Below are 24,069 nucleotides of genomic sequence, written 5' to 3'. Positions count from 1 at the left end.
GAGCGCTTGCATGGCATGCAAGAGGTCAGCGGTTCGATCCCGCTTACCTCCACCACAATTCGATTTGCCGCACATTTTTCCAGCAGTGCGCGCAATGGCAGTACTCGGGGCTATAGCTCAGCTGGGAGAGCGCTTGCATGGCATGCAAGAGGTCAGCGGTTCGATCCCGCTTAGCTCCACCAAAACACAAACCCGGCATCGCAAGATGCCGGGTTTTGTGCATTTACAACGCCCGCTTCGGCCAACCTGCTCGGCGCGCTGTTCTACATCAAGCGCAACGCCTCTTCCAGCTTCAACTCCACCGGCGGCAGCAAGGGGTGCTGGCTCATGCCGAAGCCGTCTCGCACCAGCGCAATGACAAAACGGATACCGCACACCACCTGCCAGGCAGCGTTGCGCTCATCGGCGCTCAGCAAATTGCCCGCAGCCCTTGGCCGGCGTCGCCGTTCCAGAATGCCGTGCGAACCGGATCCGGAGTCCTCGGCGACAGGCTGGCGGCTGTACAGCCGGTAAGGCAGCGGCCATTCGTCCACTGCCGGCGGATGGCGGCCCGTGAGCTCCTGGATGCATTGCGACAGCTCTTCGGCCAACTGCATCAGGGTTTCGAGTCCGCCGCGAATACGGCTGCGATCGCCGCTCATCATCTGCTCATGCAGGATGCCCACACGCCGACGCAGAAAGCGCAGCTTGCCCAACACCAGCCGTCGAGCTTCTGCATCGCGCCCCTCCCGCGCCTGACGCGCCAGATCATCCAGATAAGCCACCCAGTCCAGGTACTCATCCAGCTCCTCATTGCGCAGCGGCTCGCTCGCCTGCGGCGCCACCGCCGCGGGCGCCGGACGCAAGCGACGCCCCCACCCCGGCGGCTCCGCCGTGTCTTGCGACACATTCTGTTTGAATTCCACTTTCATGCTCTATCTCCAACCAACCCCGATGCAAGCAGAAAGCCCCGGCGCAATATTAAACACATGTAAAAATCTTATTTAACACATTGTGGGATTGTCGCAAATGCGCTTTGGCGATGCCAGCACCCGTCGCCAAAGAAACATCTCGCACGATGTCAGACAGGTATCGGCAATAAAAGCGCAGTCATAAAGGGTTTTACTGAGTGCAAACGCAAAAAAAGCCGGGTTATACCCGGCTTTTTCGCAACAGTTGCCAACAATCAGGAAAACAACATGTGCCCCAGCTTGGCGGCCTTGGTGTCCAGATAGCGATCATTGTGCGGGTTGCGGCCCACCATCAAAGGCACCCGCTCCACCACATCAATGCCGGCCTCGCGCAAGGTATCCAGCTTGCGCGGGTTATTGGTCATCACCCGCACGCGGCGAATGCCCAGCTTGTCCAGCATGTGGCGCGCCACGCGGAAGTCGCGCATGTCGGCGGGAAAACCCAGCTGTTCGTTGGCCTCAACCGTATCCGCCCCACCATCCTGCAGCTTGTAGGCGCGGATTTTATTGATCAGGCCAATGCCGCGGCCCTCCTGGCGCAGATAAAGCAGAGCGCCACGGCCTTCTTTGGCGATGGCCTCCAGCGCCGCTTCCAACTGAAAACCGCAGTCGCAACGCAGGGAAAACAGCGCGTCGCCAGTCAGGCACTCCGAATGCAAGCGGGCCAGCACCGGCTCGTCGCCGCTGATATCGCCCATGGTCAGCACAACATGTTCGCGACCGCCGTGCTGCTCCTGAAAACCATGCATGGCGAACTCGCCGAAGGGCGTGGGCAGCTTGCAGCTGGCGACATAATCGACGGTGGGCTCAACGGGGGACTGCGGCGCTTGGACAGACATGAAGACTCCGGAGGCGGCCCTGCCGGGAGCAAGGCCGAATGATTCAGATGAAGTGAGTTGTCAGTTGGGGCGCGCCGGGTGCTTTTCAAGCGGCATGTCCCACATTTGCGCCGCCAGCACGATGGCCAACGCGGCCAGCCAGACCTGTTTTTCCGGGGTGAAAAAGCCTTGTTGGCTGGATTCAGCATCGATAATGCCCAGCACGCGATCGTGCTCGTCCACCACCGGCAGGCACACCTCGCTGCGCACCTTGGGGTCGCACTCGTAATAGCCGCCGCCATCGGCGCGCCAGGCGGCGATATCCTCGATCACCACCCCCCAGCCGGACAAGCCTACCCGGCTATTATTGCTCTTTTCCGCAAACGCCTCGGTCAACGGAAATTCCGCGCGGCTGGGCAAGCCAAGATAGGCCAACTTCACCAGACGGGCGTCTTCGCCGTGCCCCATGCGCTGGTAAATACCCAGCCAGTCTGCGCCAATCTTGTGATTCACTGACTCCACCAACGCTTGCAACTGAGTCAGCGCGGCCACAGCTTCCTGCGTTTCGCCGCCAAACCAGGGGGACAGGTCATAGGGCTGATCAGCCAGTTCTTCCACCAGAGAGCAAGCGCCGTCTTCACTGAGCTTGGGTACCGGATAACGGAACAGATCCCGCCGACTGGCGGGCTTGTCGGCCGCCAGCACCGCCGTCAGCGTCATGACGGCGATCTGCAATTCGGTTTTGTCCAGAGGAAGGCTTTGCTCACGCAGATAGTCGGTAAGCTGGCGTACGGGTATCATCGAAACTCCTGAAACTGGCGTTCGCCCGGCAAGGCGACGCAACGGCAAACCGCCAAGGATACCAATTCGGCGCGAAAAAGTCCGCGCCGCCGCCCGCTCCATGACCCGCACTCACTCATCTCGCAGCTCTCCCCTCGTCATCAAGGCCGGCCCGGCAGCGCTGGCGCGCATCCGCCGCGACGGCCTCAAACCCGCCGACATCGGCTTTCTGCCCGGCGCGGCAGGCGGCCCCAAAGCCATCGGCATCACCGGACTGGATCAGGCCGTATTCAGCTGGTTGGCCGAAGCGCCCCGCAGCCGGGAGCTGGTGGGCGCATCCATTGGCGGCTGGCGTTTTGCCTGCGCCATGCAGGCCAGGCCGTCCGCCGCACTGGCGAAGCTGGCCGAGCGCTATACCGAGGAAGGCTATACCGCAAGCGTTACCACGGCAGAAATCACTTGGCAGACCGAGCTGATGCTGCAGGACGTGCTGGGCGAAGACGACATCCAGGCCTTGCTGCGCCACCCGCACTACCGGCTCAGCCTGATGCTGGTGGAAAGCCATGGCCTGCTGGCCAGCGAACGCAAGCCCGCCCTGCTGGCCGGGCTGGGCGCGGCAGCCCTGTTGAACGCGGCGTCGCGACCCGCCATCCGCCATTGCTTCACCCGCGTCATCGCGCATGATCCGCGCAGCAGTCTGGCGTTTCTGCCGAGCGACAAACTACCCACCCGCACGATGGCGCTGTCTTCGGCCAACCTGCGCGCCGCGCTGATGGGCACGGTGGCCATACCCGGCGTACTGCACGGAGTCAGCCTGCCAGGCCAGCCGCCGGCCGTGTATCGCGACGGTGGCCTCACCGACTACCATCTGGACCTGCCTTTCGCGCGCTCGGACGACATCACGCTGTACCCGCACTTTACCGATCGCATCGTGCCGGGCTGGTTCGACAAGTTCCTGCCCTGGCGGCGCCATCATCCCGCTCACCACGCCAATACCGTGCTGCTGGCCCCATCCGCCGACTATCTTGCCACCCTGCCCGGCGGCAAGCTGCCGGACCGCAACGATTTCCATCGTTTTCTTGGCCGCGATGACGAGCGCCGCCGCGACTGGCGGCAGGCCACAGCCGAAAGCCAGCGACTGGGGGATGCATTTATGACATGGCTGGAACAAGGCTGCCCGACAGACCGGCTGCAAGCGCTCTGAGGATTTCCGGCATAAAAAAACGCCCCCTGCATGGGGGCGTTTTTCATAACGTCATATGATCAAATCAGGACATGCGGCCCAGTTTGAAGTTTTGCCACAGACGGGAATAAATACGCAGCGTCTTGGGATCGACGGAGCGCATGATGAAGCCACCCTTCACGTCTTCAGCAGTCGGGAAGATGCTGCGATCGTTCAGGTATTTCTTGTCCACAAACTGACGCGCGGCCAGGCTGCCCGGCGCATAGGTCACTTTGTTAGCGTTGGCGGCGGCCACTTTGGCGTCCAGGTTGTAGTTGATCCAGGCCAGTGCGTTGGCAACGTTCTTGGCATCCTTCGGAATGGTCATGCTATCCACCCAGATGGCCACGCCGGACTTCGGTACCAGCGGCACCACTTTCACGCCATGCTTGGCTTCTTCGGCGCGACGCTTGGCGATGTTCAGGTCGCCGCCGTAACCCAGCGCCAGACATACGTCGCCGCTGGCCATGTCGTTGATGTAGCCGGAGGAGGAGAAGCGGGTGATGCTGCCGCGAATGGCCGCCAGCTTGGGCGTGATTTCCTTGTAGTCAGCTTCGTTGTTGCTGCCCGGGGTCTTGCCGTAGTAACGCAGCGCCACCGGCAGGAAGTCGGACGGGGAGTCCAGCACGCTCACGCCGCAGGACTTCAGCTTGGACACATATTCCGGCTTGAACAGCAAATCCCAGCTGTTGTCCGGCAACTTGCCGCCCAGCGCCTTCTTCACCTTGTCTTCGTTGATGCCCAGGGTGATGGTGCCCCAGAAGTACGGCACGGCGTACTTGTTGCCCGGGTCGGACGCTTCCATCAGCTTCAACAGGGCCGGGTCGATGTTCTTGTAATTGGGGATCTTGCTCTTGTCCAGCGGCTGGAACAGGCCGGCCTTGATGCCGACTTCCAGTACGTTGTTGGACGGTACGGTGATGTCGTAGCCGGAGCGGCCGGTCAACAGCTTGGCGTTGAGGGTTTCCATGCTGTCATAGACGTCATAGCGCACCTTGATGCCGGTCTGCTTGCTGAAATCGGGCACGGTGGTCGGTGCGATGTAGTCAGACCAGTTGTAGACGTTCAGTACGGATTCAGCCTGGGCAGCCGCTACCGCCGACACGGCCATCAGACCGCCGATCAGGATTTTTTTCATCCTTTAACTCCTTTGTGTGTAGTGCCTGTGTGATCAAGTGTTTAGCAAGATGCGATATTGTCCCTCAATTTTCACAATTTGTTAAACACAGATTGGCGGACCATGCCAAAGGAGTAAGGTTCGTCACGCACCAAAAAAAAAGCCACCCGCAAGGGATGGCCTTTTCACATGACAGCCGCGCCGATCAGTGACGCGCTTCGCGCACGGCGGACACCACGTCGTAATCGAACAGCTCGTTGGCGTCCTCTTCGTCGAAGACATAATGCTGGTTGCAGTAGTCGCAAACGATTTCCACGCTGCCCTGCTCCACCAGCACCTCGCCCACTTCCTGACCGCCCAGCATCTTGAGCATGTCGCCCACGCGATCCCGGCTGCAGTTGCAGGAGAAGCTGACTTTCTCCTGTTCGAACACGCGCACGGTCTCTTCGTGGAACAGGCGATGCAGGATATCTTCGGCGCCCAGGCCGAGCAGCTCGTCACTGCGCAGGGTGCCGCCCAGCATGGCGATGCGCTCCCAGCCTTCAGGGTCGCCATGGCCTTCCGGCAGGCGTTGTAGCAACATGCCGGCGGCGCAATGCTCGTCGCTGGCCAGAATCAAGCGGGTTTCCAGCTGCTCGGAGCGGCGCATGTAGTTTTCCAGCATCTGGCTGATGCTGTCGCCTTCCAGCGCCACAATGCCCTGCCAGGTTTGACCCTTGTCGGTGCGCGGTTCCAGCGTCATCACAAACTGGCCAGAGCCACCGAGCAGCTCCAGCACGGACGCCTGCTCCGGCAGATCGCCTTCCCACTTGGCCGTGGCGCGCACGGCGCGTTCATGATTGGACTCCACCACAGCCAGGCGCAACGGACCGCCGCCGCCATGCAGTTGCAGGATCAGCGAACCTTCAAACTTGAGATTGGCGGCCAGCAGCTCCGCAGCGGCCATCATTTCACCCATCACGGTACGCAGCGCCGCGGGGTAACTGCGGCGGTCCAGCACTTGGCGCCAGGCGTCGTCCATGCGCACCAGCGCGCCGCGCACGGGGGCGCCGTCGAAGAGAAATCGTTGCAGTATGTCTTGGGTCATGCTTTTGCGTCCTTCGCGGCCTCATCGGCCAACTCTATAGTGTAGATGCTCATCGGCAGCGAGGAATTGACATCGAACTCGCAACCGGCGCGCACGCCGGCTTCGGCGATTTCAGCGGCGCTGAGCTTCTGGTCGTACACGGCATACATGGCGCCCATGGCGAACTTGCGACCCGAGCCGATGGCCCAGTAGCGGCCGAACTCATAGATCTCGCGCATCGGGTAGACGCCGAAAATGCCGTGCTTGTTGGCGATGATCACCATCATCTGGCTGGATTCGTACGGATCTTCCTCGTCCTCTTCCGGGCGCAGGTAAAAGCCGTCTTTCAGCTTGGGATGCAGCTTGCGAAAAGTGTCGAAAATGGCTTTCCTACTGGAAAAGTCCTTTTTCTTCAGCTCTTTCAGCGCGCCTTGCAGTACCAGATCATGCGCGGCCGAACCGGAGATGGCGAAGTAGCTGTCGCCGTGGAGGAAGATCTTGTCGTGAAAGCGATCGTACACCGCCAGCAGCTTCTGATCGTCGCCAAACGTGGTCTGACTATCCGCCGCAATGGCAATTTGCCCGCCTTTTCTTACCGCCACAATGGTTGTCATGGAATCGCCACCTGCTTGCAATGGAAGTGGCTAATATAGGGCCGACCGGCGAAAATGCAAGCCGGCCGGCAAAGCGGAAAGCCTGAGCGCGCGGCGCGCCAGGCTGTGCAAATTACAGCATCACCGCAGACTTGGCGGCCTTTTGCTGCCTGAGGTTGGCCGAAGAGGCGCCTGCTGCGGGTGCCGGCTGCGGCGCTGGCGCGGGAGCCAGCGTTGGCGCGGATGCCGGCACTACCGGCTCGCCGCCCTTGGGCGGCAGGGACAACCAGCGCACCACCGCCAGCGCGCCATCGGCTTTGCCACCGGCCTGACGGCAAGTCAGGCATACTGGCTTGCCGCTGCGCGCCTTCAACGCCGCGTCCACCCGCTTGCCCTCCACCACCTGACCACGCGTTTTCTGCCATTCCAGCAGGCTTTCGGCCAGATGCGGGAAGGATGGGTCATCCTGCTTGTAGTGATTCTTGTAGGCCGTCAGCCACAGGTCGCCGCTGGCATCCTCATTCAGCAGCACCGTCTGATAGGCAATGGTGACCGCAGCCCCTTTCTCCACCACCCCGGCCAGGGCAGAAGCGTCCGGATTCTTCATGCGGATGCAGCCATGGCTGCGAAAGCCGGGCACGGAAGACGGCGCGTTGGTGCCGTGAAAACCCAAGCCCAGCTTGGCCTCGCCAAAGCGGATGAATACCGGCCCCAAGGGATTGTCCGGACCGGGCGGCACCACGGTCAGCACCGGCTTGCCCTGATTCTTCATTTCATCCTGAATGGACTTGGGCACGTGCCAGCTCGGGTCGCGATACACGCCCGTGATGGCGTAGCTGCCAGTGGGCGTTTGCGTCAGCATCTTGCCCACGGCTACCGGATAAATCTTCGCCAGCTTGCCGTCCTGATAAAAGAACAGCCGCGCCTGCGGCAGATTGACCACCAGATGCTGGCCGGTCTGGCTGAGCTGGATGTCCGGCTCAGGCATCACTTCAGCGTGCAAGGACGCGGAACAAACAACAATCAGGGCGCCGGACACGGCGGTCAGAGAGAACGGGCTCATTCTGGGGACACATCCAAGATTTGATTGAGGAAGCAACAGCAAACAAGAGTTGTTATGACCCGTCGGCGTAAAAACACCTGCGCGATCGGGTGGATTTTGAGAAAATCACGGTTTTGCGTAATTTTCCACTGAAAACAATGACTCAGCAACTGACCACCGCCCTGATCGAATCCCTTGACCACGAAGGCCGGGGGGTCGCCCACGTCGACGGCAAAACCATTTTCATTGACGGCGCTCTGCCTTATGAAAAGGTAATATACAGCGCCTATCGCAAAAAACCCACTTACGAAAACGCCGACGCCACCCAGGTGCTGAAGGAAAGCTTCATGCGCGCCACGCCGCGCTGCCCGCACTTTGGCACTTGCGGCGGCTGTTCCATGCAGCACGTTGAATTCACCGCGCAGGTCGCCATCAAGCAGCGCGTGCTGGAAGACAATCTGCGCCATATCGGCCGGGTAAAAGCCGAACGCATCCTCACTCCCATCGCCGGCCCGGCCTGGCATTACCGCCACCGCGCCCGCCTCTCCGCACGCCTGGTGCCGAAAAAAGGCGGCGTACTGGTGGGCTTCCATGAAAAGCGCTCCAGCTACATTGCCGAAATGCGCGAATGCCACATTCTGCCCAAGCATATTTCGGACCTGATCATGCCGCTGCGCGAGATGATCGCCAAGCTGTCCATCAACAGCCGCATGCCGCAAGTGGAAGTGGCCGTGGGCGACAAGGTAGACGTCCTGGTGTTCCGCAATATGGACGACATCAACGACGCAGACTTCGCCCTACTAAGCGCCTTCTCCGACCAGCACGGCACTGCCGCGCGCCCGCTGCAAATCTGGCTGCAACCCAAGGGCCCGGACACCTGTTATCCGATCTACCCGCTGGACACGCCGCGCCTGAGCTACAGCATGCCGGAATACGCGGTGGAAATGCCCTACTATCCCACCGAGTTCACCCAGGTAAACCCGCAGATCAACGCCGTGATGGTGTCTCGCGCGCTGAAATTCCTCGACCCGCAACCCGGCGAGCGCATTGCCGACATGTTCTGCGGCATCGGCAACTTCACCCTGCCCATCGCCCGCTCCGGCGCCACCGTGCACGGCATGGAAGGCAGTGAAGCGCTGGTGAAGCGCGCGGTGGAAAACGCCACTCACAACAGCCTGCAGGACAAGGTGAGCTATGAAATGGCCAACCTGTTTGAAGTCACGCCGGAAAGCTTCGCCGCGCTGGGCAAGTTCGACAAGATGCTGGTAGACCCGCCCCGCGACGGTGCCATCCAGCTGCTCAAGGCCATGACCGACGACACTGCGCCGCAGCGCATTGTCTATGTCTCCTGCAACCCGGCCACCCTGGCGCGCGACGCCGGCGTACTGGTGCACACCAAGGGCTACACGCTCAAGGCGGCGGGCATCATTAACATGTTCCCGCACACCGCCCACGTGGAGTCCGTCGCCTGGTTCGAAAAAACCGGCCCGGCCAAGAGCCTGAAGGAAGTGGCGGACATGGAAGCCGCCGAGCAAGCCGCCATCGAAGCCAAGCGTCAGGCCCGCAAGCAGCAGGAAGCCGAGGCAGAAGCCCGTAAACAGGCGGAACTGGCGGAAAAAGCCGCTGCCAAGGAAGCCCGCCGCCAGCACTATCTGGCCAACAAGGACTACTACGACGCCCGTAGCGCTGCTCAGCAGCAGGCGCGGGAGGCGGGGACTGACGCCTCTTCCGAGTAAAACACCGGCACAGGCCCCGCCAGGCAAAGCGTCGCCGCGCATGAAAAACCCCGTCTCAATTGCGACGGGGTTTTGTTTTGGCAAAGTCCTGAGTCTCAGCGCACGATGCCTACCGGATACAGGAAGCGGTTGCTGTCGGCAAACGGGGTTTGCTCATAGAACCAGTTGAGGCGGGCGTTGCGGTCCTTGGCGAACTTGGGCTCGGCCTTCAGTTTGGCTGCAAAGGCCTGTTTCAGCGCCGGGCTTTCGGCTAACATGCGGCGGGCCATCGGTTCCATCACGTAGGCTTCCGGCGCTTCGGCAGACGTCAGGTTGGCGTTGAAGAAGCCCCAATGCAGGAAAGAGTCCGGGCTGTCCGGCTCCAGCAGCACCATGGCCAGCGTGCCAAGCGCCTGATTAGGGTCAACCACTACCGAGCCTGCGGGATAGGTGACTTTACGCTGCTGCGCCACCGGTTTGCCGCTGATCAGCAGCCGGCCTTCATAACCCGGAATCTTGTCGGCGGACTCTCTGTCCGGCTCAAACGGCGTCCCCAGCTTAATATCGTCCATGCGATACATGGTGACTTCCATCGTGGTGGGCTTGTCGAGCGTGCTCAGACGGATGCCGTGCACTTTCAGCCGCTCGATCACTTCGTGCCATTGTGCGGGCACCACATAGGCCTTGGGCCGGGTCACCACCAGATCCGGCACGGTCAGCGGCGTGATGGGCAGGCGGTAATCCTTGGGCTGGTTGCTCCAGCGGACGATTTTGTCGCCGGTAATCGGGGAAGCCACCTTGTCGAACTTCAGGCCTTTGAAGTCCACCACTTGCGGCTTGCCTTCAGGTTCTTTCCAGGTGAGGGTGACATCGCGCGGACGTTCCGACCGGTCGCTGGCAATGGCGGCTCGCAAGCTGGCGCTGTTGGCGGCCACGTTTTCCAGAATGGCCTTGTAGAGCACATAGTTGCCTAGCACTTGCTGACGATAGGGTTTCAATGCGTGCAACTCCACCAGAATAGCCGGGATGCCGCGCACGTCGGCATATTGGTTGGAGAAGCGCGCCAGGTCGGTGTAGTAAGGGTAGTAGCCCTTGCTGATGTCCTCGTTGTCGTTCATCGAGATGCACACATTGGGCTCATGGCCATAGTTGCGCAGCTGTTGGTAGACATAAGGCGTCATCACCTTGTCCATCCATTCGCTGGCGGCGGGAGACCAGCCCTTGCCGTTGTTGCAATAGGTGACGTCGTAACGGTAGTCCACGCCATCGGTACTGTGGGTGTCGATGAAGAAGTCGGGTTGGTACTGGTCCAGCACCCGCGCCACATTGCGGATCTCCGGGCTGTCCAGTTTGGTGAAGTCGCGATTGAGATTGAGGTTGCGGCTGTTGACGCGCCATCCGGTCTGTTCGGGGCCATTCTGGTTGATGCGGCCATATTTGCCGTAGCGCATGTCGCCATCAATGTTGACGGTCGGCACAAACAACAGATTCACCTTCTCGAGCAGGTTTTTCTCACTGCCGCGAATCAGCATGTCGCGCAGCAACATCAAACCGGCGTCCTTGCCGTTGGCTTCTCCCGGGTGAATGCCGGCCTGTACGTAAACGGTGGGTTTGCCGGAAGCCTGCAAACCTGCCGCGCTTTTGTCTGCGACGGTGGACACGACCGCCATCATGAAATCGCGTCCCTCGCCGGTTTTTTCAGCTAACGGGGTCAGACGAATCAAATCAGGCCTGGCAGCTGCAAGCCGCTCCAGATAGGCCAGCGTTTCGTTGTAGGGCGGGGTGTGCGTCAGGCCGGAGGCCTCGAAAGGCGTGGCCCAGGGGTCATCCTTGGCTACGACAAAGGCTTCGCTCTTGCCGTTCCAGGGAATGTCCGGCGGCAAGACGCGCTGTTGCGCCGCCTGCAGGAACTGGCCGGGATCAACATAATCCGGCGCTGCGGGTTCGGCAAACGCCGGCCAGGCGACCAGCAGGGCGGACAACAGGGTAAGGCGGTGCAGATTGCGGCTCATGTCCAACTCCAAGCAAGGAAATGGAGGCAGTCTACGCCTTAATTCAGAAAATCATGATTAACCAATTTATTGAATGTTGATTGCCGTCAAAAATGTATTTTTAGCATCATTCGCCCTCAAACCAGGATGAACAACACCATCCCTTCGGCAAACATCATGCTCCCCGTTTTCACTCCGGACTCGCCGGTTGATCCGCTTCTGCAGCCTTGATGCCCTGCTTCAGCTTTTTCATGAACGCGCCAAACTGCGGGCCCATTTCTTCAAACAGCGGCAGCTGACGGTTTTGCATTACCACCTCGCCAAACAGTTTGAGACCAATGGCAAAAGCTGTAGCGGTTTCAACATCGAAATCGCCCCTGCCCCGCACCTTCTCCACAATGCGGAACAGGTCGTCGTGGTTGCCCGCTTCGAAACTCAGCGGCGCGTTATAGGGCGACGGGCCGCCGTTCAAATCAGACAGATGTTCTACTGTGATACGGTAACGATGTTGTTTCATGGTGGGTTTCCTTGATGTCATGGCCGGCTCGCTTGGAAGGGCTAACAAAAGCCAGTGTCGCGGTTGAGGCATGGCGCGCCGACGCAGGCAGCGCCCGGATACGTCATGCTGTCGCACTGCATCCAGCGTGTTGCTAGCCGAGTTCAGCGCATCATGAAGAGTTCCTGATGGAAGCGATCTGCCGGCAGACCTTGCGCCACCAGCGCTTGCTTCAACTGTTGGCCGAAGCCGGCAGGGCCGCAGAACCAGAAGTCCGCCTCACGCCAATCAGGCGCCAACTGCTGGAGTTGCGCCGCATCCAGCCGCTGGCCCTGAGCCTGGCTGAACAGGTGCAGTTTGACGCCCGCGCCGGCCGCGGTCTTGCGCAAGCGAGCAATCACGCTTTCGTCGGCATCGCGCATGGCATGGAAGAAATCAACGCGATGTGGCTTGTCGCCGGCCACCAGCGCCTGCATGCGTGCCAGGAAGGGAGTGACGCCAATGCCGCCGCTGATCCAGATCTGCCGCCGGGTCTTGCCTTCAAAGGTGAAGCGGCCGTACGGCCCTTCCACTTTCACCGCGTCTCCCAGCTTCAACAGTGCCGGCAGGCTAGCGGTATAGTCGCCCAGCGCCTTGATCATGACACGCGCCTTGCCATCCCCGCGCCAGGCCGAGGCAAGGGTAAACGGATGAGCGCCTTCCTTTTCGTCAAATGTGATAAAGGCAAACTGTCCTGCCCTATGCCCCGGCCAGTTGCCCTCAAACTGCAGCTCCACTGTCAGGACTTGCTGGCTTTGCTGATAGTCCAGTGCGGAAATACTGGCCATGGCGGCGGGTCTGCCCGCGCGCTTGCCCAGCAGGGACAAGATGGCGGAAACCGTTCCGCCCGCCAGCAGCAGCGTCATCACTACCCCCAGCGGCGAGAGCCAGTTGTCAAAGCGCAGCAGCACGACCGAGTGAAATGCCAACACCAGATAGGCTACGGGCAGAGCGCGATGCAGCTTGCTGAACCAGCGATAAGGCACGGCTTTGATCAAGGCCAGCACCATCAGCGCGGCGGCGGCGTAGAACGCCCACTCGCCCATGCTCTCCGCGGTATGCCGCAACTGCTGGAACAGTGCCTGCAGACTGCCGTCGTTCAGCGCCGCTGGGCGAGGACCGCGCGGTCTGCCGCCTTGCAACAAGCCCAGCTGGCTGAGCCATTTGGGGCCCTTGGCCAGCAGCCAGTGGCTAACTGAGAGGATCAGGCCGGCAATGCCCAACCATTTGTGCAGGCGGTACACTTTATCCAGCCCGCCCAGTTTCGGCTCCAGCCACAGCGGGCGCATTGCCAGCAACATGGCGACGCTCATCACCCCCATGCCCAGCACGCCGCTGTACTGCACCAGCACGTTGCGCCAGGCGATGAAATTGGGCTGTCCCGCCAACACGTCCGGGTTAACCAACAACCACAGCACGCTAAGACCAGCCAGGCCGCCCCAGAAACTTTTTGCAATCTTGCTCATGACGACGCTCCTCGTCCCGATATGTTGTGACTGAAGCATATCACCAATTATCTTTCTAGAAAGATAACTAAAAACCCGTTAACATCTTGCGGGCCTTCCGCAACATTTTCCTAACAGAAAGCCGCCGCATGGCCCTGAAATCACGCATGGAGCAGCACCGGTGGGACAGCGAGCACGATCAGCAAACCGTGCCGCTGTTCCTGCATCTGCAATGGGCGCAAGCCGCTTCGCTGGACACTATGGCGCCGACGCTGGCGAAATGCGCGTTGAGCGAAATGGAATTCGACCTGCTGGCCACACTGCGCAACGCACCACCACCGCATCGCATGACGCCGTCGAACATTCAGCAGGAAATGGTGATTACCTCCGGCGGGCTGACCAAGGTGTTGTCGCAGCTGGAAGCGCGCGGCCTGATCAGCCGTACCCAGCAGGCAGAGGATTTGCGAGTGAAACCGGCAGCCCTCACCGAGGCAGGCAGGGAATTGATCGAGGTGGCCATGGCGGCCGCGGTGCGGGACGCAGCGGCGTGGTTCCGCCAACGCCTGGACGGCGACGAAATGCGCCAACTGCAAAATCTGCTGGAGAAGCTTAGTCGCTGATGTCGCGGGTCGGCCCTTCGGCCAACCCTGCGGCAACGGACAAGGACCGAATCAGGGACTGGGGGTGACGGAAATGGCCAGCGACTTGCTGTAACGCCCCACCAGCTGATCGCCCGGCCGCATGACATCCAGCACATCCTGATTGGTGATGTTGAGCGTCACTTCCTTGCCCTTCGCGCCCAGCGCGATCACTCTGCCGCTGGCTTTGTCCACCGACTTCACATCAGCGATGAAATCCACTTTGTCCACGGCGGCAATGGCCGGCGCCTGACCAGCTTCAGATTGGCTGACACCGCCGCCCTCCGACGTCATCCGGTAGCCGCCACCGGGCTTCAGACGCATGACAAAGCTTTGCCGCACGGTGGTCAGCACTTTATCGCCGGCCTTCAATTGCTCCAGATTGCGCACCTCCGGGCTGACGGTCACCAGCTCTGTCGCGCCGGAAGGCAGAGTCAGCGCGACTTCGCGCCGTTCAATATCCACGGCGGTCACCAGCGCCTCGCGGGCCGTTTGCTCTGAAATCACGACGGCAGGCACCTCTTGCGACACAGGAGCCGCCTGACTTGCCAGGCCGAACAATGCCAGCACCAAACCGGCTACGGTAAGAACTTTCATGGGGACTCCTGTGAAAAATAAAATGCAGGCTGAGAAAACTCTATCGCTAGAGTAGCCGCGCAGTCACAGGTTCCTCAAGCCGCCAATGCAAAACGCCGCTCGCAACCTGGCGCGAGCGGCGTTTGCCCAACTGACAACGTGACCCAGTCAGAGTCTTCCCGTTAGTAGGTGTAGAACATGCGTTGCAGTTCTTTGGTGTCGTGGGTCTTGGTCAGGCCCAGCATCAGCAGAATGCGTGCTTTCTGCGCAGTGAGGGTATCGCTCACCACCAGATCTTCCTTGTCGTCGTTGGCTTCACCGTTGCGGGCTACGATGCCGTTGCCTACGCGGGAGCTGCGCACCACGATCACGCCTTTCTTACGCGCGTCGCGGAAGGCCGGCATCATTTGCGCGGCCACGCTGCCGTCACCCACGCCAGCCTGCACAATGCCTTGCGCGCCGGCGGCGATGTCGGCGTCCATGGCCACGCGGTCCATATTGGCGTAACCGTAGACAATGTCGACGCGCGGCAGGCTGTTCAGCTTGCTGATGTCGAACTCGCTGTCAGCAGTATTCTTGCGGGTGGACATGCGGTAGAAGTGCGGCTTGTTGTCCTGCATATAGCCCAGCACACCCATTTCCGGCGACTTGAACGTATCGGCGGTGGAAGTGTTGGTCTTGGTCACTTCGCGCGCGGCGTTGATCTGGTCGTTCAGGGCCACCATCACGCCCTTGCCCATGGCGTCCTTGCTGCCAGCCAGCAGCACGGCATTGTAGAGGTTGATCGGGCCATCGGCGCTGATGGCGGTGGCCGGACGCATGGCGCCCACCACGACAACCGGCTTCTTGCTTTTCACTACCAGATTGAGGAAATAGGCGGTTTCCTCAATGGTGTCGGTGCCGTGGGTAATCACCACGCCGTCCACATCTTTCTGCGCCAGCACTTCATTCACGCGCTTGGCCAGCTTCAGCCACACTTCGTTGGTCATGCTTTCGCTGGCGATCTGCGCTACTTGCTCGCCGCGCACATCGGCCACTTTGGCCAGTTCCGGCACGGAGGCGATCATCTGGTCCACACCCAGCTTGGCGGCGGTGTAGCCCACGGTGGTGGTGCTGGTGGCGCCAGTGCCGGCGATAGTGCCGCCGGTAGCCAGAATCACCACATGCGGCTTGGCGTCGGCCAGAACCGGCTGTGCGGCGAAAGCGCCCATAACGGCAGTGGAGGCAATGAGCATCTTCAGCTTGAGTTTCATCTCTAGATCCTTTGATAAGGTCAAGGGGGACAAGGCTGCCGGAGCAGCGCTATGGCGCGATCCGCCCGCCTTCAGGCTTTTCTTGATATGCCCTTGGCCGGTCAGTCGCGCGGATTCTTCTGCATTGTTCTCGTCCGCCGGCAGAAAGCCAGCACGCGGGCGACGCCCTCCATTGAGCAGCATTCATGCCAGTTTTACCGACTAGCGGCGCATGCCAAGCCATTGATTACAGAAACATTACAAGTCGCTTCAGATAAAAGCTTTCGGCTTGCCGGATTTGCAGCGCAGCAATCATCCGGTTTTCCGAATGCACCTAGGCGTCGCATAAAACAAAACCGGGCCAGAAGGCCCGGTTGCTCGAAGCGACACGCCGTGTTTTACAACTGGTATTGCGCGATGATCCGCATTTGCCTTTCGGCCAACTGCTTCAACTCGTCAGAACTGGCTGCCGAGCGGGAGGCCGCATCGTTGGCCTGCTCGGACATCTGGGCTATCTGCTCCACCTGCATGGCGATATTGTTGCTGGCCATGCCTTGCTCCTTGATGGCGCTGGAAATATCCATCACGACGCGTGTGGTATCGGCCGCCGCACCGCCTATGCTCTGAATGGCCTGATCGGCGGCGTCGGCACGGGCCACGCCGGTACGCGCTACCTCCTCCGCCGTCTTCATCTGTCCCACCACCGCCGCCACCTCGCGCTGCATGGCCTGCAGGCTGCCGGATATCTCGCTGGTGGAGCTGGCGGTGCGTTCGGCCAACTTGCGCACCTCATCCGCCACCACGGCAAAGCCGCGCCCCATCTCGCCCGCGCGGGCGGCTTCGATAGCAGCGTTCAGCGCCAGCAGATTGGTCTGATCGGCCACATCGCGAATCACCTGCACGACCGAAACAATCTGGCTGCTCTGCTGATTCAGCCCATTGATGGCGGTGCTGGCGCTGCCAATGGCCTGGGATATTTCGCGAATATCGCGGATGGTCTGGCTGATGGTGGCGGAACCGGCCTCCGCTTTCTCGCTGGAGGAGCGCGACAGGTCGTGCGCTTCGTCGGCGCGCTCGGCCACATGATTAACGCTCACCGTCATCTGTTCGATGGTGGCGGCCACCGCCGAGGAGGATTCGCTTTGCTGGGCTGCCGCGCGGTAGATGGCTTGAGCATTGTCAGCCATGGCATTGGATGAAGCCACTACCTCTTGCGAGCCGCTGCGCAGCTCGCGCAGGCTGGTTTGCACGCCCTCCACCAGACTATTGAACGCTGTAGCGGTACGGCCGATTTCATCCTGTCCCTTGCTGCGCACCCGCGCCGAGAAGTCTCGCTCGCGGCTGATCTTTTCCATGGTGTGCTGCATCTCGGACAAGGAACCCACGATGGAGCGGATCAGCATGAAACCGCCGATCGCTACGGCAAGCAGCACCGCTGCGGCCAAGCCGGCCTGAATCCAGCGGGCCTGGTTGTAAGCCGCCTGATTGGCGCGGACCAGCTCGCCAGCGCTCTGATAGTTGTATTCGACATGCTTGACCAGGTCGTCTTCCAGCTTGCCGGCCAACTGGAAAAGATCGCCGCCGTCCAGCTGCGCGTTCGCTACGGACATGTAATTGGAACGGGAGTTATTGAAAAACTCGCCCATTGCCGCGCGATAGCGCGCCATATCGTCCTTGTCCTGCTTCACCAGCTTGCGGTCGGTGTCTTCATCCGCCAGGTTCTTCTCGTAATAAGCAATCGCCTGATCGAAATCCGTCAGCGCCGCCTCCACCTCTTTCTCATCCAGCTGCTTTTTTTCCGCATTGACGTGCGCGGCGTGATTGCGCAGCGCAATACGAACCCGCGCCAGCGACTTTTGCGCGGTTTCCAGAGATTTCAGGCTGGGGAAAGTATTGCTGCTGATGTATTCGAAGCGGGATTGCGCCGCGCTCAACTGAAACAAACCGACACCGCTGAGCACCACCAGCGCAAGCAGCGCCATGGCCAGCAGCAACGTAATACGAATCTTGATAGTCATCCACTGACTCCCTTATTTGCTTGTAGTTTTGCTGTCCGGCTGCCTGAAGGCGGGATCCGCATCGACGCTCTGCTGGCGACTGTCTGCGGACTGCAGCCGGTTTGCTGTTTTATACATCATGCCCAAGGGATTCAGCCAGCCACATCACACACTTAGGCGGTTGCGCTGACTTAGCGCGCCATCGCATGCAAATTGGATGACCGGCGGCCATGAAAAACCCCGGTCAGCCTCTTCGGCCAACCGGGGTTTCAGATTATGCAACAGAGGCTCAGGCCTTTTTCACATACATGGATTTCAGCTGCATCGCGCCAATGCCGTCGATTTTGCAATCGATATCGTGATCGCCATCCACCAAGCGGATGTTCTTCACCTTGGTGCCAACCTTTACCACCAGCGAAGAGCCCTTGACCTTGAGATCTTTGATCACGGTCACCGTATCGCCGTCCTGCAGTACATTGCCGTTGGCGTCTTTCACCTCCGCCTTGCCGGCGGTCTCCTCTTCCGCGCCAGGCTGCCACTCATGCGCGCATTCCGGGCAAATCAGCATTTCGCCATCCTGATAAGTGAACTCGGACGCACACTGCGGACATTTGGGCAAAGCGCTCATAGCGATCTCCAGAAACAGTACGGCCAGCCGGGGCCGGTAAGCAAAAACCCCAGTCATTGCTGACTGGGGTTTGGAATGGTTGGCTCCCCGAGCAGGGCTCGAACCTGCGACCTGCGGATTAACAGTCCGTCGCTCTACCGACTGAGCTATCAGGGAATTGCCTTGAGAGATCGACATAATACTGATGCGCCAACCTCTCGTCAAGCCCTTGATCCGAAGATCAAGGGCTTGACAATGCGCTTAGGAGCGGGTTTCCACCTGCACCAATTGCACCGGCGCGGCTTCCGCATCCGCCGCCTTCACGACATCGCGACGACGCGGGCCGGCGGCCACTTCAAGCTGCGGCGCTTCTTCCTGCTGGCTGGCCGGCTTGGTGGACACCATGACCAAACCACCCAGATCCTGCGGCGCATCTACCTTGGCGGTTTCCACCGGCTTGACCTGCTCGGCCACAACAACGGTTTCGACTACTGCAGGCGCTTCAACAGCGGCCTCCACCACCGGGGCAGGCTCCATCGGCGCCGGCTCGGCTGCCACGGTTTCCACCACCACCGGTGCCGGCTCGGCCGCCACCGTTTCAGCCACTACCGCTTCCGGTTGCGCCGGTGCGACGGCCACTTCCGCAGCTGCGGTTTCTACTGCGGCTTCCGCCACGACAGGCGCCTCAACCGGAGCCACAGCGTCGACAGCTTCAACTTGCGGAGCCGGCTCTTCCACCACAAGCGGCTGCTCGGCAACCGGCTCGGCCTGCGGCGCAGGCGCGGCAGCCTCTGCAACGGCGACTGCCGCTACAGCCGCTGCGGCCACGCCGGCTGCGGCTGCTACGCCGGACTCGGCGTTGTCCTCAGCGGATTGCTGCTCCTCGCCGCCTTCCACTTGATCGCGACGACGATCGCGACGACCGCGACGACGACGGCTGCGCTCACCACGCTCTTGCTGCTCGGCGGACTGCTGTTCGGCAGCCTCGGTCACGCCTTCGGCCAACAGCGGCTTTTGCTCTTCGCTCAGCGGTTGCTTGCCGGCCTTCTCGATTTTTTCCGCTTCGTTGCGATCATTGTTCTGACGACGACGACCACCCTTTTCCGCAGCCTGCAGCGGCGCTTGCTGATCGCCAGCCTGCTCATTCAGTTCAGCGGCGTTCTGCGGGCGATTGTCGCGAGCTTCGCGCGGTTCGCGTTCGCGACGGCTGCGCTCGCGGCCTTGCTGCTCGCCACGCTCCGGACGCTCTTGACGCTCTTGACGCTCTTGACGCTCTTGACGTTCCTGGCGTTCGCCGCGTTCAGCGCGGACTTCGGCATTGCGTTCGCCGCGCTCGTTGCGATCCTGACGGTTGCGGCCGCGAGACTCTTGACGCTCGCCCTCGGTGCGCGCTTCCGACGGATTACGCTTGCCGGCCTCTTCACCATTCGGGTGACGACGCTCGTTGTGCTCGCGACGCGCCTGGCTGCCCGGACGGCGATCGCCGTTGCGACCACGGTTGTTGCGCTGGCCGTCGCGGTTGGCGGCGGGCTTTTTCTTCTCAGCCGGCTCTTCGGCCTTTTCCGGTTCGGCCAGCAGGCTCTTGAACCAGGCGCCGATACGGGACAGCAAGCCGGCGGATTCAGCCGGCACAGCCGGTTTGGCTTCCGACTGAGCGGAAACCGGTGCCGGCTGCTGCGGCGTGATGCCCTTGACGGCGGCTTCCTGGCGCTCGACCTTCGGCTTTTCCTGACCGAAGTTGGTGATGACGTCCTCTTCCTGCACCTCCACGCGCAGATAGCTCGGCTCGTCGCCCATTTCCGCCAGATCGTCGTGACGCACGCGCACGATCTTGTAATGCGGGGTTTCCAGATGAATGTTGGGAATCAGCACCACGCCGACATCCAGACGCTCTTCGATCGAGTAGATCTCGGCGCGCTTTTCGTTCAGCAGGAAGGTGGCTACATCCACCGGCACCTGCGCGTGCACCGCGCCGGTGTTTTCCTTCATTGCCTCTTCCTGAATGATGCGCAGGATGTGCAGGGCGGAGGACTCCGTGCCGCGGATGAAGCCGATGCCGTGACAACGCGGGCAGGGTTCGTGGCTGGTTTCGCCCAGGCTGGGTTGCAGGCGCTGACGGGACAGCTCCAGCAAGCCGAAGCGGGACAGCTTGCCCATCTGTACGCGGGCGCGGTCGTGCTTGAGCACGTCGCGCAGCTTGTTTTCGACCTCGCGCTGGTTCTTCGGGTTTTCCATGTCGATGAAGTCGATCACGATCAAACCGCCCAAGTCGCGCAGACGCAACTGACGGGCAATTTCCTCAGCCGCTTCAACGTTGGTGCGCAATGCGGTTTCTTCGATGTCCGCGCCCTTGGTGGAACGGGCGGAGTTGACGTCGATGGAAACCAGCGCTTCGGTGTGATCAATGACGATCGCGCCGCCGGACGGCAGCTGCACGCTGCGCGAGAAAGCGGTTTCGATCTGGTGTTCGATCTGGAAACGGGAGAACAGCGGTACGTGGTCTTTGTAGAGCTTCACGCGATGCACCATATTGGGCATCACGTGGCTCATGAACTGACGGGCCTGTTCGTAGATTTCATCGGTATCGATGAGGATCTCGCCGATGTCCGGGTGGTAGTAGTCGCGAATGGCGCGAATCACCAGGCTGCCTTCCTGCAGGATCAAGAAAGGCGCGTTCTGTGCGCCGGCAGCGCCTTCAATGGCGCGCCACAGCTGCATCAGATAGCCCATGTCCCACTGCAGCTCTTCCAGACTGCGGCCAATACCGGCGGTGCGAGCGATCAGGCTCATGCCGTTCGGTACTTCCAACTGGGAGAGCAGGTCTTTCAGTTCCTGACGCTCTTCGCCCTCGATGCGACGGGACACGCCGCCGCCACGCGGGTTATTGGGCATCAAGACCAGATAGCGACCGGCTAGGCTGATGTAGGTAGTCAACGCCGCGCCCTTGTTGCCACGTTCGTCTTTTTCCACCTGCACGATGACTTCCATGCCTTCGCGCAGCACGTCCTGGATGCGCGGACGGCCACCTTCATAGCCCTGGAAATAGGAGCGGGAAACTTCCTTGAACGGAAGAAAACCGTGGCGCTCGGTGCCGTAATCGACAAAGCAGGCTTCCAGCGAGGGCTCAATGCGAGTGATGATGCCCTTGTAGATATTGCCCTTGCGCTGTTCCTTGCCAACGGTCTCGATATCGAGGTCGACAAGCTTTTGCCCATCGACGATGGCGACGCGCAGCTCTTCAGCTTGCGTCGCGTTGAACAACATGCGTTTCATGTAACGTTCCCTGCGCGGCACTCACGCAAGGGCGCAGCCAGTATTTGACGGCCCAGAGACTATTGATGGGCGCTTTCCGAAAGAAGTATGGATCTAAAGAGCGCGATAAAACCGAATTATCAAGCCGACTTCCTGATTGTGCTCACACGTGCCCGTGCATCGGGCGCCTTGGCGCTCCGGAAAACCTTCAGGCCGCCATGTAAGGGCAACCTGAAAAAACTGTGGGGCAAACGTGCCGGGTCAAACTTCGCTGCGATATTCCCTGACTGGCTTTGCATCAGGAAATGGAATACTCGTGAGTGCGTTATGCGTATAAATGCATTACCATCGCTGCTTTTTGGTGAGCGAGTTAACCTTGGCTGCGGCCGGTGACGAAGGGCATCAGGTCAGGATGCGACATCCTGCCGGCCGTTTCGTTTATCCCGCAGCGGCATCACGGACAGACTGCCCGCGACCTTGGCTTGCCGGTGCGCTGTCATCGCACTGAAATATGCGACGGAGCGCCAGAAGTATAAGCAATATGACTGACATTCGCAAAGATTCCGTCTCCTTCCTCAAGGTGGACGAGGCCGACGCCGGCCAACGCATCGACAACTATCTGGTGCGCATTCTCAAAGGCGTGCCCAAAAGCCACGTTTACCGCATCCTGCGCTCCGGCGAAGTGCGTGTTAACAAGGGGCGCGTCGACGCGTCTTACCGCCTGCAGGCGGAGGATGAGCTGCGCATTCCTCCGATCCGCATCGCGGAGCGCGCGCCCTCCGCCGTGCCGCCGGGCAGCTTCCCCGTAGTGTATGAAGACAACGCCATGCTGGTGATCGACAAACCGGCCGGCGTTGCCGTGCATGGCGGCAGCGGGGTGTCTTTCGGCGTGATCGAGCAACTGCGCCAGGCGCATCCGGACTGGAAATATCTGGAGCTGGTGCATCGTCTTGACCGTGAAACTTCCGGCTTGCTGATGCTGGCGAAAAAACGCTCCGCCCTGGTGAAACTGCATGACATGATGCGCGACAATGTGCCGGACAAGCGTTATCTGGCGCTGGGCATCGGCCAGTGGCAAGGCGCAGGCAAAGCCGTCAAGTTGCCGCTGTTCAAGTTTCACACGCCGGAAGGCGAACGCCGCGTCAAGGTGGCTGATGGCGACGGGCAATCAGCCCACACCATTTTTACCGTGGTGGAGCGTTTTGAAGCGTTCACCCTGGTGGAGGCCCGCCTCAAAACCGGCCGCACTCATCAGATTCGGGTGCACATGCAGGCCAGCGGCCACGCCATTGCCGGCGACGAGAAATACGGCGACTTCGCGCTCAACAAGGAACTGGCCCGCCGCGGCCTCAAGCGCATGTTCCTGCACGCGCGCAGCCTCACCCTGCCCCACCCACTCACCGGCGACCCGCTCAAGCTGGAAGCGCCGCTGCCCGCCGAGCTGGAACGTTTCCTGGCGACACTGAGACCTCATGGCTAGAGCATACGACCTCATCGTTTTCGACTGGGACGGCACCCTGATGGATTCCACCGCCCATATCGTCAACTCTATCCAGAACGCCTGCCGCGAGCTGGCGCTGCCGGTGCCGGATCGCAAAAGCGCCAGTCATGTGATAGGCCTGAAGCTGGATCAAGCCTTGCACATGGCCTGCCCCGGCCTCGACGCCCAACAGCATCAGGCGCTGACGCAGGCTTTTATCCGTCATTACCGCAGCAACGACGATGGTGTCGCCTTGTTCGACGGCGTGCGCGAGGGCCTTGGCGCGCTGCAGCAGCGCGGGCTTTTTCTCGCCGTCGCCACCGGCAACAGTCGGGTCGGCCTCAATCGCTTGCTGGGCGAGACCGGCCTGGGCCCGCTGTTCGACGCCACCCGCACCGTGGATGAGTGCCACTCCAAACCGCACCCGGCCATGTTGCTGGAGCTGACCGACCAGCTGGGCGTGCAAACTGCGCGCACGCTGATGGTGGGCGACACCACGCATGACCTGCAAATGGCGCAAAACGCCGGCACCCACGCCGCCGGCGTCGCTTACGGCGCTCATCACCCCGACGCGCTGGCTGGCTTTGGCGCTCGCATCATCGCTGGCGATTTTGCGGAATTCATGGCATGGCTGCTGCCGCTCGTCGACTGATCTGCCCTTCGGCCAACCTTGTGGACGGTCATCGAGCCTTCCGCTTTGACGTCACCAATAGCCAAGGCCAAACGCAAGCCGCGCTGGCGTTGCGCTACCAAGGGCGCGTGTACGCCTATCTCAACGCTTGCCGCCACATCCCGGTGGAACTGGACTGGCAGCAAGACGGCAATGTTTTCGACATCAGCGGCCAGTATCTGGTGTGCAGCATGCACGGCGCCATCTATCGCCCGGACAACGGCGTTTGCGCCGGCGGCCCCTGCCGCGGCCAAAAGCTGGTTTCACTGCCGGTGCATGAGGAGGACGGGCAGGTCTGGCTGAATGTCATCGAAGAATGATCTTTGCTAGACTGCCGGCATCG

Annotated in this window: 21 protein-coding genes and 2 tRNA genes; 7 read left to right on the top strand and 16 right to left on the bottom strand. The window is 60.9% G+C overall.

Annotation, left to right across the window (positions count from 1 at the left end):
• Positions 1-106: 106 nt before the first annotated feature.
• Positions 107-182 (top strand) — tRNA-Ala (locus tag Q0P52_RS13615).
• A gap of 81 nt (positions 183-263) precedes the next feature.
• On the opposite strand, the gene Q0P52_RS13610 is transcribed toward Q0P52_RS13615, so the two are convergent.
• The 3 genes from Q0P52_RS13610 to Q0P52_RS13600 form a co-directional block, all read right to left on the bottom strand.
• Positions 264-911, bottom strand: a complete 648-nt coding sequence (locus Q0P52_RS13610; RefSeq protein ID WP_293763138.1) for a hypothetical protein — start codon at positions 909-911, stop codon at positions 264-266.
• A 254-nt stretch (positions 912-1,165) separates the two neighbouring features.
• Complete coding sequence (gene ribA / locus Q0P52_RS13605; RefSeq protein WP_293763141.1) at positions 1,166-1,789, bottom strand: GTP cyclohydrolase II; 624 nt, start codon at positions 1,787-1,789, stop codon at positions 1,166-1,168.
• Between the two features lie 60 nt (positions 1,790-1,849).
• Positions 1,850-2,569 carry a GAF domain-containing protein gene (locus Q0P52_RS13600; RefSeq protein ID WP_293763144.1) on the bottom strand — a complete coding sequence of 240 codons (720 nt, stop codon included), beginning with the start codon at positions 2,567-2,569 and terminating at the stop codon, positions 1,850-1,852.
• Positions 2,570-2,669: 100 nt separating this feature from the next.
• On the opposite strand from Q0P52_RS13600, the gene Q0P52_RS13595 reads away from it, so the two are divergent.
• Complete coding sequence (locus tag Q0P52_RS13595; protein ID WP_293763147.1) at positions 2,670-3,752, top strand: hypothetical protein; 1,083 nt, start codon at positions 2,670-2,672, stop codon at positions 3,750-3,752.
• A gap of 64 nt (positions 3,753-3,816) precedes the next feature.
• On the opposite strand, the gene Q0P52_RS13590 is transcribed toward Q0P52_RS13595, so the two are convergent.
• The 4 genes from Q0P52_RS13590 to Q0P52_RS13575 all read right to left on the bottom strand — a co-directional run bounded on the left by Q0P52_RS13590 (position 3,817) and on the right by Q0P52_RS13575 (position 7,609).
• Positions 3,817-4,908 (bottom strand): polyamine ABC transporter substrate-binding protein, encoded by a 1,092-nt coding sequence (locus Q0P52_RS13590; protein ID WP_293763150.1) that lies wholly within the window; start codon positions 4,906-4,908, stop codon positions 3,817-3,819.
• 184 nt (positions 4,909-5,092) lie between these two features.
• Complete coding sequence (gene hslO / locus Q0P52_RS13585) at positions 5,093-5,974, bottom strand: Hsp33 family molecular chaperone HslO (RefSeq protein ID WP_293763152.1); 882 nt, start codon at positions 5,972-5,974, stop codon at positions 5,093-5,095.
• A complete protein-coding gene (locus tag Q0P52_RS13580) occupies positions 5,971-6,567 on the bottom strand; it encodes an MFS transporter (protein ID WP_293763155.1) in 597 nt (198 codons plus the stop codon). The genes hslO and Q0P52_RS13580 overlap by 4 nt, the downstream gene beginning before the upstream one ends.
• A 112-nt stretch (positions 6,568-6,679) precedes the next feature.
• Positions 6,680-7,609, bottom strand: a complete 930-nt coding sequence (locus Q0P52_RS13575) for a L,D-transpeptidase (RefSeq protein ID WP_293763158.1) — start codon at positions 7,607-7,609, stop codon at positions 6,680-6,682.
• A gap of 137 nt (positions 7,610-7,746) precedes the next feature.
• Between Q0P52_RS13575 and rlmD the strand changes: the two genes are divergently transcribed.
• Positions 7,747-9,324: a 23S rRNA (uracil(1939)-C(5))-methyltransferase RlmD gene (gene rlmD / locus Q0P52_RS13570; protein ID WP_293763161.1), complete on the top strand. Its 1,578-nt coding sequence runs from the start codon at positions 7,747-7,749 to the stop codon at positions 9,322-9,324.
• A gap of 95 nt (positions 9,325-9,419) precedes the next feature.
• On the opposite strand, the gene Q0P52_RS13565 is transcribed toward rlmD, so the two are convergent.
• The 3 genes from Q0P52_RS13565 to Q0P52_RS13555 form a co-directional block, all read right to left on the bottom strand.
• Complete coding sequence (locus Q0P52_RS13565; RefSeq protein ID WP_293763163.1) at positions 9,420-11,315, bottom strand: M14 family metallopeptidase; 1,896 nt, start codon at positions 11,313-11,315, stop codon at positions 9,420-9,422.
• Between the two features lie 169 nt (positions 11,316-11,484).
• Positions 11,485-11,811 carry a DUF3861 domain-containing protein gene (locus tag Q0P52_RS13560; protein ID WP_293763166.1) on the bottom strand — a complete coding sequence of 109 codons (327 nt, stop codon included), beginning with the start codon at positions 11,809-11,811 and terminating at the stop codon, positions 11,485-11,487.
• A 143-nt stretch (positions 11,812-11,954) separates the two neighbouring features.
• Positions 11,955-13,295, bottom strand: coding sequence for a ferric reductase-like transmembrane domain-containing protein (locus Q0P52_RS13555; RefSeq protein ID WP_293763168.1), 1,341 nt, complete (start codon positions 13,293-13,295; stop codon positions 11,955-11,957).
• 128 nt (positions 13,296-13,423) lie between these two features.
• On the opposite strand from Q0P52_RS13555, the gene Q0P52_RS13550 reads away from it, so the two are divergent.
• A complete protein-coding gene (locus Q0P52_RS13550) occupies positions 13,424-13,894 on the top strand; it encodes a MarR family transcriptional regulator (RefSeq protein WP_293763171.1) in 471 nt (156 codons plus the stop codon).
• A 51-nt stretch (positions 13,895-13,945) separates the two neighbouring features.
• Here Q0P52_RS13550 and Q0P52_RS13545 read toward each other — a convergent pair whose 3' ends face one another.
• The 6 genes from Q0P52_RS13545 to Q0P52_RS13520 form a co-directional block, all read right to left on the bottom strand.
• Positions 13,946-14,509 carry a hypothetical protein gene (locus tag Q0P52_RS13545; protein WP_293763173.1) on the bottom strand — a complete coding sequence of 188 codons (564 nt, stop codon included), beginning with the start codon at positions 14,507-14,509 and terminating at the stop codon, positions 13,946-13,948.
• Positions 14,510-14,670: 161 nt separating this feature from the next.
• Positions 14,671-15,741: a type II asparaginase gene (locus Q0P52_RS13540; RefSeq protein ID WP_293763175.1), complete on the bottom strand. Its 1,071-nt coding sequence runs from the start codon at positions 15,739-15,741 to the stop codon at positions 14,671-14,673.
• A 377-nt stretch (positions 15,742-16,118) separates the two neighbouring features.
• A complete protein-coding gene (locus tag Q0P52_RS13535) occupies positions 16,119-17,738 on the bottom strand; it encodes a methyl-accepting chemotaxis protein (RefSeq protein WP_293763176.1) in 1,620 nt (539 codons plus the stop codon).
• Positions 17,739-18,006: 268 nt separating this feature from the next.
• Entirely contained in the window at positions 18,007-18,345 is a 339-nt protein-coding gene (locus Q0P52_RS13530; RefSeq protein ID WP_293813721.1) for a zinc ribbon domain-containing protein YjdM, read from the bottom strand.
• Positions 18,346-18,425: 80 nt separating this feature from the next.
• Positions 18,426-18,501 (bottom strand) — tRNA-Asn (locus tag Q0P52_RS13525).
• 84 nt (positions 18,502-18,585) lie between these two features.
• On the bottom strand, positions 18,586-21,597 hold the full coding sequence (locus Q0P52_RS13520; RefSeq protein WP_293763180.1) for an Rne/Rng family ribonuclease: 3,012 nt from the start codon (positions 21,595-21,597) through the stop codon (positions 18,586-18,588).
• A gap of 520 nt (positions 21,598-22,117) precedes the next feature.
• On the opposite strand from Q0P52_RS13520, the gene Q0P52_RS13515 reads away from it, so the two are divergent.
• From Q0P52_RS13515 to Q0P52_RS13505, 3 genes are read left to right on the top strand one after another with little or no spacing between them, the layout of a single operon-like run.
• Positions 22,118-23,056, top strand: coding sequence for an RluA family pseudouridine synthase (locus Q0P52_RS13515; protein WP_293763182.1), 939 nt, complete (start codon positions 22,118-22,120; stop codon positions 23,054-23,056).
• Positions 23,049-23,708 (top strand): HAD-IA family hydrolase, encoded by a 660-nt coding sequence (locus Q0P52_RS13510; RefSeq protein WP_293763184.1) that lies wholly within the window; start codon positions 23,049-23,051, stop codon positions 23,706-23,708. Before Q0P52_RS13515 ends, Q0P52_RS13510 begins: the two co-directional genes overlap by 8 nt.
• Positions 23,684-24,046, top strand: coding sequence for a Rieske 2Fe-2S domain-containing protein (locus Q0P52_RS13505; RefSeq protein ID WP_293763186.1), 363 nt, complete (start codon positions 23,684-23,686; stop codon positions 24,044-24,046). Before Q0P52_RS13510 ends, Q0P52_RS13505 begins: the two co-directional genes overlap by 25 nt.
• Positions 24,047-24,069 lie beyond the last annotated feature (23 nt).

It is taken from the genome of uncultured Aquitalea sp. (assembly GCF_945957525.1).
Classification (GTDB): Bacteria; Pseudomonadota; Gammaproteobacteria; order Burkholderiales; family Chromobacteriaceae; genus Aquitalea.
Note: the sequence above shows the minus strand (reverse complement) of the source record. Positions and strands in the feature narration are given on the sequence as shown.

What these genes read in the sequence shown, in the direction of transcription:
- Q0P52_RS13610 (WP_293763138.1), bottom strand. Translation starts at nt 911, where the DNA reads ATGAAAGTGGAATTCAAACAGAATGTGTCGCAAGACACGGCGGAGCCG.
- ribA (WP_293763141.1), bottom strand. Translation starts at nt 1,789, where the DNA reads ATGTCTGTCCAAGCGCCGCAGTCCCCCGTTGAGCCCACCGTCGATTAT.
- Q0P52_RS13600 (WP_293763144.1), bottom strand. Translation starts at nt 2,569, where the DNA reads ATGATACCCGTACGCCAGCTTACCGACTATCTGCGTGAGCAAAGCCTT.
- Q0P52_RS13595 (WP_293763147.1), top strand. Translation starts at nt 2,670, where the DNA reads ATGACCCGCACTCACTCATCTCGCAGCTCTCCCCTCGTCATCAAGGCC.
- Q0P52_RS13590 (WP_293763150.1), bottom strand. Translation starts at nt 4,908, where the DNA reads ATGAAAAAAATCCTGATCGGCGGTCTGATGGCCGTGTCGGCGGTAGCG.
- hslO (WP_293763152.1), bottom strand. Translation starts at nt 5,974, where the DNA reads ATGACCCAAGACATACTGCAACGATTTCTCTTCGACGGCGCCCCCGTG.
- Q0P52_RS13580 (WP_293763155.1), bottom strand. Translation starts at nt 6,567, where the DNA reads ATGACAACCATTGTGGCGGTAAGAAAAGGCGGGCAAATTGCCATTGCG.
- Q0P52_RS13575 (WP_293763158.1), bottom strand. Translation starts at nt 7,609, where the DNA reads ATGAGCCCGTTCTCTCTGACCGCCGTGTCCGGCGCCCTGATTGTTGTT.
- rlmD (WP_293763161.1), top strand. Translation starts at nt 7,747, where the DNA reads ATGACTCAGCAACTGACCACCGCCCTGATCGAATCCCTTGACCACGAA.
- Q0P52_RS13565 (WP_293763163.1), bottom strand. Translation starts at nt 11,315, where the DNA reads ATGAGCCGCAATCTGCACCGCCTTACCCTGTTGTCCGCCCTGCTGGTC.
- Q0P52_RS13560 (WP_293763166.1), bottom strand. Translation starts at nt 11,811, where the DNA reads ATGAAACAACATCGTTACCGTATCACAGTAGAACATCTGTCTGATTTG.
- Q0P52_RS13555 (WP_293763168.1), bottom strand. Translation starts at nt 13,295, where the DNA reads ATGAGCAAGATTGCAAAAAGTTTCTGGGGCGGCCTGGCTGGTCTTAGC.
- Q0P52_RS13550 (WP_293763171.1), top strand. Translation starts at nt 13,424, where the DNA reads ATGGCCCTGAAATCACGCATGGAGCAGCACCGGTGGGACAGCGAGCAC.
- Q0P52_RS13545 (WP_293763173.1), bottom strand. Translation starts at nt 14,509, where the DNA reads ATGAAAGTTCTTACCGTAGCCGGTTTGGTGCTGGCATTGTTCGGCCTG.
- Q0P52_RS13540 (WP_293763175.1), bottom strand. Translation starts at nt 15,741, where the DNA reads ATGAAACTCAAGCTGAAGATGCTCATTGCCTCCACTGCCGTTATGGGC.
- Q0P52_RS13535 (WP_293763176.1), bottom strand. Translation starts at nt 17,738, where the DNA reads ATGACTATCAAGATTCGTATTACGTTGCTGCTGGCCATGGCGCTGCTT.
- Q0P52_RS13530 (WP_293813721.1), bottom strand. Translation starts at nt 18,345, where the DNA reads ATGAGCGCTTTGCCCAAATGTCCGCAGTGTGCGTCCGAGTTCACTTAT.
- Q0P52_RS13520 (WP_293763180.1), bottom strand. Translation starts at nt 21,597, where the DNA reads ATGAAACGCATGTTGTTCAACGCGACGCAAGCTGAAGAGCTGCGCGTC.
- Q0P52_RS13515 (WP_293763182.1), top strand. Translation starts at nt 22,118, where the DNA reads ATGACTGACATTCGCAAAGATTCCGTCTCCTTCCTCAAGGTGGACGAG.
- Q0P52_RS13510 (WP_293763184.1), top strand. Translation starts at nt 23,049, where the DNA reads ATGGCTAGAGCATACGACCTCATCGTTTTCGACTGGGACGGCACCCTG.
- Q0P52_RS13505 (WP_293763186.1), top strand. Translation starts at nt 23,684, where the DNA reads ATGGCTGCTGCCGCTCGTCGACTGATCTGCCCTTCGGCCAACCTTGTG.